The organism is Archangium sp. Cb G35 (genome assembly GCF_001896145.1).
Lineage (GTDB): Bacteria > Myxococcota > Myxococcia > Myxococcales > Myxococcaceae > Archangium > Archangium violaceum.
Genome location: NZ_MPOI01000011.1, coordinates 41,383 through 53,583 on the forward strand (window position 1 = coordinate 41,383; position 12,201 = coordinate 53,583).

General features: G+C 67.0%; 11 protein-coding genes. 4 read left to right on the plus strand and 7 right to left on the minus strand.

All coding sequences use genetic code 11. The features are described from left to right. Positions 1-42: 42 nt before the first annotated feature. The gene (locus BO221_RS30865) at positions 43-1,179 is read right to left on the minus strand and encodes a glycosyltransferase (protein ID WP_073564445.1); all 1,137 of its coding nucleotides are present in this window, start codon (positions 1,177-1,179) and stop codon (positions 43-45) included. Positions 1,180-1,298: 119 nt separating this feature from the next. Here BO221_RS30865 and BO221_RS30870 point away from each other — a divergent pair, with 119 nt between their 5' ends. The 4 genes from BO221_RS30870 (at position 1,299) to BO221_RS30885 (ending at position 5,029) form a co-directional block, all read left to right on the plus strand. Beyond that, complete coding sequence (locus tag BO221_RS30870; RefSeq protein ID WP_083681711.1) at positions 1,299-2,351, plus strand: glycosyltransferase family 1 protein; 1,053 nt, start codon at positions 1,299-1,301, stop codon at positions 2,349-2,351. Between the two features lie 518 nt (positions 2,352-2,869). After that, positions 2,870-3,085 carry a hypothetical protein gene (locus BO221_RS30875; RefSeq protein WP_233166319.1) on the plus strand — a complete coding sequence of 72 codons (216 nt, stop codon included), beginning with the start codon at positions 2,870-2,872 and terminating at the stop codon, positions 3,083-3,085. Then, entirely contained in the window at positions 3,072-3,911 is an 840-nt protein-coding gene (locus tag BO221_RS52915) for a hypothetical protein (RefSeq protein ID WP_143195784.1), read from the plus strand. The genes BO221_RS30875 and BO221_RS52915 overlap by 14 nt, the downstream gene beginning before the upstream one ends. An 8-nt stretch (positions 3,912-3,919) precedes the next feature. After that, positions 3,920-5,029 (plus strand): DNA alkylation repair protein, encoded by a 1,110-nt coding sequence (locus tag BO221_RS30885; RefSeq protein WP_073564447.1) that lies wholly within the window; start codon positions 3,920-3,922, stop codon positions 5,027-5,029. A gap of 10 nt (positions 5,030-5,039) precedes the next feature. On the opposite strand, the gene BO221_RS30890 is transcribed toward BO221_RS30885, so the two are convergent. The 6 genes from BO221_RS30890 to BO221_RS30915 form a co-directional block, all read right to left on the minus strand. Further along, positions 5,040-6,164, minus strand: coding sequence for a nuclease (locus BO221_RS30890; protein WP_233166320.1), 1,125 nt, complete (start codon positions 6,162-6,164; stop codon positions 5,040-5,042). A 123-nt stretch (positions 6,165-6,287) separates the two neighbouring features. Further along, positions 6,288-6,644: a response regulator gene (locus BO221_RS30895; protein ID WP_073564448.1), complete on the minus strand. Its 357-nt coding sequence runs from the start codon at positions 6,642-6,644 to the stop codon at positions 6,288-6,290. An 81-nt stretch (positions 6,645-6,725) separates the two neighbouring features. Beyond that, the gene (locus tag BO221_RS30900; RefSeq protein ID WP_073564449.1) at positions 6,726-7,079 is read right to left on the minus strand and encodes a helix-turn-helix domain-containing protein; all 354 of its coding nucleotides are present in this window, start codon (positions 7,077-7,079) and stop codon (positions 6,726-6,728) included. A gap of 100 nt (positions 7,080-7,179) precedes the next feature. Next, positions 7,180-8,379 (minus strand): tetratricopeptide repeat protein, encoded by a 1,200-nt coding sequence (locus tag BO221_RS30905; protein ID WP_073564450.1) that lies wholly within the window; start codon positions 8,377-8,379, stop codon positions 7,180-7,182. 105 nt (positions 8,380-8,484) lie between these two features. Further along, complete coding sequence (locus BO221_RS56460) at positions 8,485-10,041, minus strand: hypothetical protein (protein WP_233166321.1); 1,557 nt, start codon at positions 10,039-10,041, stop codon at positions 8,485-8,487. A 51-nt stretch (positions 10,042-10,092) separates the two neighbouring features. Next, the gene (locus tag BO221_RS30915) at positions 10,093-12,162 is read right to left on the minus strand and encodes a serine/threonine-protein kinase (RefSeq protein ID WP_073564451.1); all 2,070 of its coding nucleotides are present in this window, start codon (positions 12,160-12,162) and stop codon (positions 10,093-10,095) included. Positions 12,163-12,201 lie beyond the last annotated feature (39 nt).

Sequence of the window (12,201 nt, forward strand, 5' to 3'; positions counted from 1 at the left end):
CCCTCGGAAAAGACACCCACCAGGACAACGGTGTCAGGGAACTCAGGGGACGGCGGCCCGGCGGACGGGGACGGAGGGAGCCATCAGCGCGTCCACCTCGGCCCGCACCGAGCGCAGGAAGGTGGCGCGGCTGAAGCGCTCGGCCTGGGCGCGGGCATCGGCGGGCTGGAAGGCGGGCTCCCACTGCTCGAAGCGGCGCACGGCCTCCACCAGGGCGCCGGGCGTCTGCTCGTCGAAGAAGAGGCCCGTGCGGGGGCTGACGGTCTCCAGCGCCCCACCCCGCCCGTAGGCGATGACGGGGCGGCCACAGGCCTGGGCCTCCAGGGGGACGATGCCGAAGTCCTCCTCGGGGGTGAAGATGAGGGCGCGCGCGTCGCGGTAGAGGCCGGCGAGCGCCTCATTGGGCACGGAGCCGAGGAAGCGGATGTGCGAGGGCAGCGGTCCCGAGGTGAGCTTCGCCGCCTCCTGGCCGGTGCCCACGACCCAGAGCGGGGCATCCAGGTGGCGGAAGGCCTCCAGGGCGATGTCGAGCCGCTTGTAGGGAGCGAAAGCGCCCAGCCACAGGTAGTAGCCGCCCTGGCCGAGCCCCTCGAGCGGGTGCTGGCAGAAGCGGTCCAGGGCGATGGGCGGGTAGACCACGGCGGCCTCGCGGCCCCAGAAGCGCTGCACCTTGCCGGCGATGTGCTGGCTGTTGACGAGGATGCGATCCACCCCGGCGGTGCTGTCGCGGTCCCACTTCTGGAGGTACGGGCGGACGGCGTGCGCCGCCACGCGCACCGGCAGCGAGGCGCGGCCCGGCCCGAAGTAGTCGTCGAAGAGATCCCACATGTAGCGCATGGGCGCGTGCACGTAGGCGAGGTGCTTGGCCCCGGGCGGCTTGCGGATGCCCTTGGCCACGCAGTGGCTGGAGGAGATGACGAGGTCATAGCCCTCCAGGCGCATGGACTCGATGACCTGGGGAAGGACGGGGAGGAAGTGGCGGTAGAGCTTGTGGATGCGGGGAATGCGCTGGAGGACGGAGGTATGGATGGGCCGCGACTCGATGCGCGGGTGCACGACGCCGGGGCGGTGCACGAGGGTATGGATATCCGCCTGCGGGAACAGTTCGCACAGTGCCTCGAGCACGTGCTCACCGCCGCGCTGGGTGACGAGCCAGTCGTGGACGAGGGCGACCTTCACGGGCGGGCCTTGTATCACCGCCGGGCCCGCTTGCCGACAACCAGCCAACCGAGCGCCCCACTTGGGTCCGCGCGTGTGGTAGGGGCACCTCCGTGGCGAGCGTCCTGATCGACCTGCGGATGGTGCGTGGCCGGCTGCACGGCATCGCGCGTTACGCGCTGGAACTGGCGAGCCGGCTGCCGGAGTTGGCGCCGGACCTGAGTTTCAGCGGCCTGACGGGCCCGGAGGGGCTGCCGGAGGGGCTGGGAGCGCTCACGCCGCGCATCCCCCTGCACCGCTGCCCGGTGGGCTTCCTGTCGCCGTTGGAGCAACCGGCGCTCGCCGCCTCGCTCGTCCGGCTGGCGCCCGCTCTGTTCCACGCGACGTCCTTCTCGGTACCGGCGTTGTGGCCGGGGCGGCTGGTGGCCACGCTGCACGACGCCAACCACCTGGTGCTGTCATCGGAGTACGGCCCGGGGCGCCGCGCCTACTACAAGCTGGTGGTGGGCCCGAGGGCGAAGACGGCCAAGGCGCTCATCACCGTGTCCGAGTTCTCCCGCGCGGAGCTGGCGAGGGAACTGGGCCTGTCGCCCTACCGGCTGCAGGTGATTCCGAACGGGGTGGACGCGCGCTACCAGCCGCCCACGGCGTCGGAGCTGAAGGACTTCCGCGAGCGCCGGATGCTGCCGCCGCGCTTCTTCCTCGCGGTGGGCAACACGAAGGCCTTCAAGAACCTGGGGATGCTGGCGGAGATCGCGCCGTCGCTGCCGGTGCCCATGGTGCTGCTGGCGGGCAAGGGCGCGGTGTGGGAACTGGGCTTCCCGGACTCGACGCTTGAGCTGGCGGACCTGCCCGAGGACGACATGCCGCGCCTGTACGGGGCGGCGACGGCGTTGTTGATGCCCTCGCGCTACGAGGGCTTCGGGTTGCCGCCGCTGGAAGCCATGGCCTGCGGCACACCGGCGGTGGTGGCGCGGGCCACGTCGCTGCCGGAGGTGGTGGGCGATGCCGCGCTGCTGCTGCCGCCGGAGGACGCGAACGCGTGGCGGGAGACGGCGCTGAAGCTGCTGCGGGAGGATGGCCTGCGCCGCGAGCTGTCGGAGAAGGGCCGCGAGCGTGCCGCGCTCTTCAACTGGGAAGACTGTGCGCGGCGGACCCTGGCCACCTACCGCCGGGCGCTCGAGTCACGCTAGGGTCCGCCCGCCTCGAGAACAACAGAAAGTACATGCACCCCATGAAAACGAGTCTGGCGCCACAAAGGCTCTGCTCTGCGGTCCTCGGTCTGCTGTTTGCTGCCTGTACGGCCACCCGCTACCCGGTTCCCGGACCCACGAGCGCACAGGACTTGGCCAGGCATGTGCTCGTCATTGAAGAGTCTCCAGACGGACGGGTGAGCCACACCTGGAAGTCCCTCGCGGACTTCGACTTGACGAATTATCCCTACCACGCAAGCCACGGTGGACTTGCTGGAAGGCTCGTGCGCGTCGCGACGTCCTCTGCCCAATGCGAGGCCAAGCAGCAGAGCTGCATTGACCTGTGCACGAACAGCCCCAGACCCATCCCTATCGAAGGGGTCAGGTACCCAAGCTACCAGGGGTCATGGGCGAAGAACAGGGGCCGCTGGTGTGAAAGCACCTGCACGAATTTCTATCAGATGTGCCTCAACGGGCGAGGACCCTGGGCCCAGCAGCAGGCTCGAGAGTTCACGCGGGTGGACCTCGCTGTTGAATGGCTCAAGGTCCATCGGGAGGAAATCGTAACGGGAACCCTTGTCGTCATCGCCGGGGTGGCTTTTGTCGCCGCAGTTGGAGGTTCGGGAGGAGGCCTTCTTTTCTTTGTGCCGCTCATGGCTGTGGCATCGGCAGATCCGGTGTCGGAACTGCCCGCTGACTCACGATTCGCCGAGGTACTGAATGTCAATTTTTGACCTCCTCAATGAAGCGTTGCTCTTGATTGGCAACCTGCAGCGAGCGGCTGAATCCACTGGGAAGGGAGAAGAGGCCACCCTCTGGCAGCACCTGCGCGAGCACTGGAACTTCACCGTCACAACCGGCCAGGTGTATGTCTTCGAGGACTACCTCGCTGGCCTCGACCCCGCGCGCACCTCCTACGTGAGCACGGCATTCAAGGTGCGCGCGGACGCGATGTCCCAACAGGCGATGGCCATGCTGCTCCGGACCCTGGATGAAATGGCGGATCCAGAACGGAAACTGCAACTCCTCATCCTCATCGATCTGCTCAACTTCATCGCGGGCACCGATCAACAAGAGGCCCTCGCACGCTATCGCGAGGATTCTCGTTCCGATGCTCCTCCACCCGTCATCGCATTTTTCGATACTCGCGAGGAGGCAAATGCCTGGCTGAACCATCTCTCGGCCCCGCCCAGCTATGGCCATGTGATGATTGGCGACGAGTATTACGAAATCTGGTACTCACGCGAGGACAACGTTCGTGAGTTGCTGCGCGGCTATGTGATGGAGTATTTCCTCGAGGATTTCGACGAGTCGAAGCCCTTGCCTTCCCCCGCCGCGTCGTTCAACACTCGCGAGGAAGCCATGGAGTGGCTGGCGAGCCACCCCGCCTCTCCAACCGCCCTGGTGGCCATCGCGGGTGAATACCATCACGCCGTGTATCACAAGAAATTCAACCGCCACACCCTGCATTCCCTATCGCGCCTGAGAGAAGAGCGGGAGAAACGAAAGGCCGAACAGGAACGGCAAGAAGACGAAGAAGCCGAGTCCTCCGAGGATTGAAGGAAGACATGCCCGAGCAGCTCAAGGACTTCTTCGACCAGCGCGTGGTGAAGCGCATCGCCGCCATGCTGCGTGGCGCCCATCCGTCCTTCCCGGAGCAACGCTTCCTGACCGAGGCCACCGACGGACTCGAGGCCCACGAGCTCCTGGGCCGTGCCCGCCACATCATGCAGGCCATGCACCGCGCCCTCCCCTCCGACTTCGAGCGCGCGGCCGGCATCCTCCTGCGCTCGATCGGGCCGGAGCACGAACGCGAGGAGCTCCAGGGCATGGGCGTGTTCATCTACATGCCCCACACCATGTACGTCGCGGAGCACGGGCTCGAGCATTTCGAGACGTCGATGCGCGCCCATTACGAGCTCACCAAACGGTTCACCTCCGAGTTCTCCATCCGCCCATTCATCGACCGCTACCCTCGCGAATCCCTGGAGCGCCTCCACCAGTGGACGAAGGATCCGAACGTCCACGTCCGGCGGCTCGTCTCGGAGGGCACGCGGCCCCGGCTGCCCTGGGCCTCCCGGCTCCGCGCATTCCAGAAGGATCCGCGCCCGGTGCTCGCGCTCCTCGAGTTGCTCAAGGATGACCCCGAGCTCTACGTCCGGCGCTCCGTCGCCAACAACCTGAACGACATCGGCAAGGACCACCCCGAGGTCCTCGTGGACACCTGCGCCCGCTGGAAGGAAGGGGCCTCGCCCGAGCGCCTGTGGATCATCCGCCACGCGCTCCGCTCCGCCGTGAAGCGCGGTGATGCGCGCGCCCTCTCGGTGCTCGGATTCCAGGGAGGCGGAGAGCTCGAGGTGACGGCCTCGTTCCAACCCAAGCGCGTCCGGCTCGGCGAGAGCGTCTCCATGACCCTGTCCGTCACCAACCCCGCGAAGACACGCCAGCAGGCCGTCGTCGACTTCGCCGTGCACTTCGTCAAGGCGAACGGCTCGGCCAGTCCCAAGGTCTTCAAGGGCACCAAGGTCGATCTCCTCCCCGGCGCCTCCTGCACCCGCGAGAAGTCGATCTCCTTCGCCACCCTGACGACACGCAAGCACTACGCCGGCACGCACCGGGTCGAGGCCCTCGTGAACGGCCGGGCCACGGACCTGGGGAGCTTCACCGTCATCGGTTGAGTAAAGACCCTCACCCCAACCCTCTCCCAAAGGGAGAGGGGGCTTCCACGGCTCCCAGGCCTGGTCCGCGGGCTGTGAAGGTCGTCACGGGCACGGTCCGTTCCAGTTCTCCCGGGTTGAGGCGGAACCAGCGCGCCACGAGCAGCACCTCCTGTGCCTCGTGGGCCCGCAGACCAATCATCGCCGGCTCCGGCCTCTCGAAGACCTCGCCCACCGTCGCTTCCAGGGCGAGCCGCTCGTGCGGCGTACGCGGAGCGGCGGACTCGGCGCGCACGCTTCCCCGGCGGATGACGTAGGCACGGTCCTCTCCGTCATGACCCGGCACCGTGTACACGAAGGACAGCCGCTCCACGAACTGGCCAATCTCGAGCAACTCGGCCTGCACCCGCTCCAGCGTCTCCGCGCGGTCCCTCAACTCGGCGGCGTACTCGAACTGGAGGCGCCGGGACGCCATGCTCATCCGCTCACGCAGCAGGGCCAGTGGCTGGTCCGTCACCCCATTCAGGAAGTCCCGCGCCTGGTTGACGCGCGCCATGTACTCCGTGCGCGTGCAGCCGCCGGCACAGGGTGACAGGCAGCGCCCCACCTGGCCCCGCATGCAGCGCGGATCCTCCTTCAGCCGGAAGAGCTCGATCTGATCCGCCAGCCGCATGGGCGTGTCCGAGGAGCAGTCCCGCAGCTCCAGCAGATCACCCACCGCCCGTACCGCCTCGGTGGCGCCCTGCCGCCCACGAAGCGGACCGAAGTACTCGGCCCCATCGTTGATGACGTGGCCCACCACCAGCAACCGCGGCACGGGCTCGCGGGTCAGCTTGATGAAGCAGAACGAGTTGTCTCGCTTGTGCTGCACGTTGAACGGGGGCCGCCAGCGCTTGATGTGACGGAACTCCTGCAAGAGCGCCGCGAACTCGCTCGGCTCGTAGTCCCACTCCACCCCGTGCGCGTGCCCGATGATCTCCGCCCCCTTCTCCCCTCGCTGCGCGCGGAAATAGGAGAGCAACCGCGTGCGCACCTTCACCGATTTGCCCACATAGAGCACCTCTCCCGAGGGGCCTCTCATGCGGTAGACCCCGGGACGGTTCTCGGCGCGGGCGCGGACCTCGGCGCGGAGTTGTTCGAGACGGCTGGCGCTCATGCGGCGAATGACCCGGTCGCGATACACCGGGGCCGCTCAGCCTATAGCGCTCACGCGCAGCCTCACGGGAGCCGCTCTCCCCCACTCCGCGCACGGCCGTGGAGCGAGCGGAGGAGCCAGCCCTCACCCCGCGAACCGCTGAGCGATCTCCAGGAGCTCGGTGATGTCGAAAGGCTTCCGCATCACGGCGGCGACGGAGGGATGGGACACGTTCGAACCGCTGATGGCCACGACGGGAACCTCACCCAGACCCAGCTCGCCCCTCATCCGCTCGAGGAAGGCCCAACCATCCAGCCGGGGCATGTAGAAGTCGAGCAACACCAGGCCCGGCCGCAGGCCACCCGCCAGCAGCTCGAGCGCCTGGGCTCCATCGACCGCACATGTCACCTGGTACCCATCCCCGGCGAGCACATCCTGGATGATCTCGCGAAGATCGGTCTCGTCCTCGACCACGAGGACGACGCGGGAAGGAACGAGCATGTCCTCGCGTGACTAGACCAGCACGTGCTCGGGCAACAGGGAACATCCGCCCTGTCCGTCCCAGAGCATCCGCCGGGGCGCTCAGCGCTCCTCGAACATGGCGCGCACGACACGCCACACGAGCTGCACGTCCCTCCCGGAGCGGTTGGACAGGAAGTCGCAGATCTCCGCGACCCGATCGGACTTCTCGCGCTCGAAGGTCTGGAACAGCGTCTTCAAGGAGACGTCGAGCCCCTCCGTCAGCTTGGCCAACGTCTCGAGCGAGGGGGAGAACGCCCCCCGCTCGATGCGCCGGATGGCGTCCACCGACAGTCCACTCCGCTCCGCGAGCTGCTCCTGGGTGAGCTGCTGCGCGGTCCTGAGGCGGCGCAGGTGGTTGCCGAAACGGTGGTGCAACTCCTCACCATCCGCCAGCTTGTTCTTCTCGTTCTCCATACCGGGCGGATGATTGGGAGGGCCCCTCACGATGTGAAGGGCGGATGTTCACGGGTGGACCCTGCTTTTAGGCTCGGCGTTGCAAAGCCCACCCGCTGGCTCAGTTCTGGCCGAGCTTTTCCTTCATCCGGACGATGCCCTTCTTGTAGGCGTCGTGGTCCTTCTGGCCCAGTGCGGACTGGAAGTTCTCCAACGCATCGGCCCACTTCTGCTCGCCCTCGTAGACGCGGGCGATGTTGTAGAAGGAGCTGGCCCGGATGGTGGCCGCGGCCTTGCCCGACGCCAGCGCGATGGCCTTGCGGTTTGCCCACAGCGCCTCGGCGTTGCGGTTGAGCTTCTGGTACGCCAGTCCCAGGTTGCTGTACGCCTGCCCATGCTCGGGGTTGTTGGCAATGGCCTCCAGGTACAACGACACGGCCTCGTCGAGCTTGCCCTCGTGATAGGTCTTCTCGCCCTGCTTGTTCAGCGTGTCCGCGAGCCGCGTCTGATCCACCGACACCTCGGGCACGGACTGGAAGCCGCCCCCCTTGATGAGGCCCTGCATGAAGGAGCCCACCTGGCCGCGGTCCTTCACGTCGGTGAACTTGTTGATGTCGTAGAACTCGCCGTTGTCGCCGATGCCGAACACCACCCAGACGTTGCCCGCCTTGCCCTTGGGCGGCGTGAAGGTGCGCACCAGCGAGGAGCCCACGTAGACGAACACCTTCGCCTGGCTGTTGTTGGAGAGCGTCACCGAGCCCTGCTTGTCGCCCTCGGTGTAGTTGTGCACGGCGTAGAGGTACTTCACGCCATTCTTCTTCTTCTCCAGCGTGACGGTCTCCGGGCCGTAGCTCGTGGTGTCGTCCACGTCCAGGTTGGCCAGGTCACCCTTCTTGGCGGAGTAGAAAACGTGGGTCGAGGGATGGACCAGGTGCGAGTCCAGATCGCTCGGCTGCGCGCCCCAGTTGAGCACGATGCGCATGCCGTCCAGGTTCTGGCTCATCACCGGGCTGATGGCGTACGACAGGCCATCGCACGGGCACTTCACCACCAGGTTCGAGTAACCGTCCTTCTTGACGATCAGGCTCACCGCGCTGTCATCGGCACCGCCGAAGGGCTTCTCGAACCGGACCGTGCCGTCCGCCGCCGTGGTGCCCTTGATGGATGCCTCGCCATTCTTCTGAGCGATGACCTCCGCTCCGGCGATCTTCTGGTCCTTCACCGTGGCGCTGAGGATCTGCACCTTGATGGCATCCGCCGCCATGGCGGACACCGGCACCGCGCACCCCAAAGAGAACGCCAACGCGAACAACCGCTTCATGTCTGCTGCCCCCGAAAAGAGAAGTAAAGCGGGGGCAGTCTACGAGCCTCCCGGTGGAGCGTTCAAATGCGGACACGCTCCATCCGGGGGCCGGCGCTCACGGACCTACTGGTCGTCACACGGCGTGCCCAGACGGGCACCGGTGTAGACCCCCAGCTCGTTGTAGATGAGCGGCAGGTTCTCCTCGACGGGCACCGGGCGCAGCTCGGTCTTCTTCTTCTTCTCGAGCCACGTCGAGGAGGCCGCCTTGTCCAGCACCAGCCGGAGCTCGCCCTTCTTCGTGGCGAAGATCTCTCCCTCCGAGTCGGAGACGATGTCCGTCATCTTCTGCTGCTGCAGGTTGCCCTTGGGGCCGATGTAGACGCGGAAGCTCCGCTCCTGTCCCGGCTGGAAGCCCCGCTCCACCAGGTAGTAGCGGCCCTGCTGATCGCGCAGCAGCGCGTAGGGCACGTACTGCTGCGGATTGGGCTCGATGGTGGCCTTCGCCACCAGCTCCTGGGCCTTCTCGGACTCGAGCAGCGTGAAGGGGATGGTGCGATCGCCGCAGCGGACCGCGCAGGTCTTCTTCTCGTCGCTCAGCTCCACCTCCGAGTACACGCGCATGTCGAGCCCGCGGAACGAGGGGTTCATCGACTTGTTGAAGAAGCGCGGCTCGAGGAAGTGGTAGCCGGAGAGCACCCAGGGCGGCGACGCGACCTGGACGAGCTTCTTGTCGTCGCCGTAGGCCAGCTGCACGGTCTGCCGCTCATGGGGCATCAACGCCACGTAGTGCCCCTTGTTGTCGGTGCACACGCGGATCTTCTCCAGGCGCAGCCGCTCGGAGAGCTTCTCGCCCTGGCCCCGCGCGGACTCGAGGTTCTCCGTGAAGTAATTCGTGGCGAACGTCTCCTGATTCGACGCGTCCTTGGCGGTCGTCCAGGCGACGCGGCCCGCCTGAACCTCCAGCTTCAGGGCGTCACCGAAGCGGCAGGAGACCTCCTTCACATGCGTCTGGATGGCCTTCTTGCCCTCGGCCGTCGCGCACAGGGACTCCAGGGCATCGAACGGGCTCTCGCAGTAGGAGGCGATGCTGTACGACTTGATCAGCTCGTCCGAGATGCTGTTCCAGTCGATCGCCACCTTCACCGAAGTGCCGCACGCGGTGTTCATGGACTTCACCGGCTCGGCGAGCGACGCCTCGGCCTCGGCCATCTCGGCCTTGCGGTCGAACGCCATCAGCCTGGTGAGCGTGCCATCCGCCTTCTGCTTCTGGTGGAGCGCGTACACCTCCTCGCCCTTGAGGGACTTGGTGCGATCATCGTCGTAGGACACCGAGATGCCGTCACGCTTGCCGGGCAGGTTGAGGGTGTAGCTCCGGGTCCCGCCGCTCGCCGGGCGCGCGATGAGGGTGGAGAAGCTCCGGCCCCGGATCTCGGTGGTGTAGTAGACGTAGTCGCCCGTCTCTTTCACGTCGTAGGGGAGCGCCTTGCCGTCGAGCTCGCTCCCCGTACCCTGCACGCGCAGGAGGGCCTTCTTATTCTCCACGGGCGAGAGCGGAACGACCGCCACCAACTCCCCTTCCCTGCCGGAGAACACCTTCCCCGCTTCCACTGGCGCCGCCGCCCGGGCGGGGACTGAAGACACCACTCCTACCGCGATGAACATCGCCAGAACTGCTCTCACATCTGCCTCCTGTGGGGTGTGCTGGGGCCCGCGCAAGTCGGGCATGAGCGCTCAGAACTCCAGCGGAAAGTCGTGAGCCGCGCAGAAATCGATGACCTTTTCTCGCTCCCTATCGGACAACATCTTCCGCTGCTTCCCCTCAAGCAATGTCCTTTTGGCGCCATTGAGATCCCTCTTGCGGCAGTAAGCACGCGAGAGCACGGAGAACGACTCCGGGGTGAGCTTCTTCCGCTGACTGGTCTGAGCGAGACTAATTGCCTTCTGGAAATCACCGGCAGCGAGCGCGCGCTCCGCATTCTGGATGTCTTCACGCACCTCTTCCGGCAGGGCCTCGCTCGCAGTGGCCACGGGAGCCTTGGGCTTTGAAGTCTTGGGTGCAGAAGCGACCGCAGTGGGCTTGGTCTCGGCGACGGTCTTGGTCTCGGCGACAGTCTTGGTCTCGGCGACAGGCACGGCCGGGACCTTTGGCTCCGTGGGAACAGCAGGAACGGGATTCGGAGTGGGGTCCTTCGCCGCCACGGGCTCGGGCGTGCCGATCTCGGGGACAGCAGTGGACCGGGTCGCGAACCAACCGCCCAGGGCCAAGAGCGCGAGGGACAGCACAGCCGCTCCCGCCTTCATGCCCATCCCTGGTCCCGAGCGAGCGGGGGCTGTCGGCGGTACGGTGACCTGGACGGCAGCGGGCACGGGAGCTGCGATTGAGGCAGGAGAGACGGGAGCCGGGCTCGCCGGTGGCGGCTGCACCACGGGAGCCGGGATACCAGCCGTGGACGAGGGCACATGTGCCGCAACGAGTCCGCGCTCATCTGCCACGGCGGCCGGTGCGGGTACCGGCTGCACCGGGAAGCGGGCCGTGGACGAGGGCATATGCGTCGCGCCGAGCCCATCATCCGTCGCGGCGGCACCAGGAGCCGGGAAGCGAGCGGTGGACGAAGGCATGTGCGTCGCGCCGAGCCCATCATCCGCCGCACCTGCCGGAGCCCCAAAGCGCGCAGTCGACGCAGGCATGTGCGTCGCGCCAAGCCCATCATCCGCACCGGCGGCCGGAGCCCCGAAACGAGCCGTGGACGAAGGCATGTGCGTCGAGCCGAGCCCATCATCCGCCGCCCCTGCCGGAGCCCCAAAGCGCGCCGTGGACGAGGGCATGTGCGTCGAGCCGAGCCCATCATCCGCCGCGGCGGGTGGCACGGAGGCCACACGTGACGAGGAGAACGAGGGCACCGGCACTCCGGCGAGCGACTGGAGCGGGCTGCCGGTCAGCTCGGCGACGAAGGCACTGACATCCGGGTAGCGGTCCTGCGGGCTCTTCGAGAGCGCTTTCTCCACGGCTCCGATGATCCGCAAAGAGAGGTCCGGGCACAGCGAGGCCAGTGGCTCGGGCTGTCCGTGGACGATGCGGAAGACCACCTGCACGATGCTGCCACCGTCTCCGGCGAACGGCGGCCGGCCGGACATCAGCTCGTAGACGATGCACCCGAGCGCGAAGATGTCGGTGCGCGCGTCCACCTCGCTGTTCTTCCCCAGGGCCTGCTCGGGCGCCATGTACTGCGGCGTGCCGATCAGCACCGCCTCCTGCGTCTGGAGCGTCTGCGAGTCGAGCATCTTCGAGATGCCGAAATCGAGCAGCTTCACCCGCTCGGACACCACGCCCCCGGAGTCGGTCGGGGAGAGGAAGATGTTGGCGGGCTTGAGATCCCGGTGGACGACTCCAGCGCGGTGGGCCGCCTGGAGCGCCGAGCAGACCTGCCGGACGATGGAGAGCGCCACGTCGACCGGAAGCGGGCCGCCCGCCAGCCGATGTTCGAGGCTCTCGCCGCGCAGGTACTCCATCACCAGGAAGGGCGTGCCGTCCTGCAGCGTGTCGAAGTCGAGCACCTCGACGATGTTGGGATGGCCGAGCTGGGAGGCGATCTCCGCCTCGCGGCGGAAGCGCGCATACAGCTCGGGGTTGAGGCTCGCGCTGTTATGGAGGACCTTGACGGCCACCTGCTTGCCCGGGAGCCGGCGGTGACGGGCCAGGAAGACCGTGCCCATCCCTCCCTTCCCGAGCAGCGAGGTGATCTCGTACGTGTCCCGCAGGACCGCGCCCACACCAATGTCACTGGCAGCCGGTTGAGTCATGGGAAGCAGCGGGCCAGACAGGCGGCCCGGGCCACATGA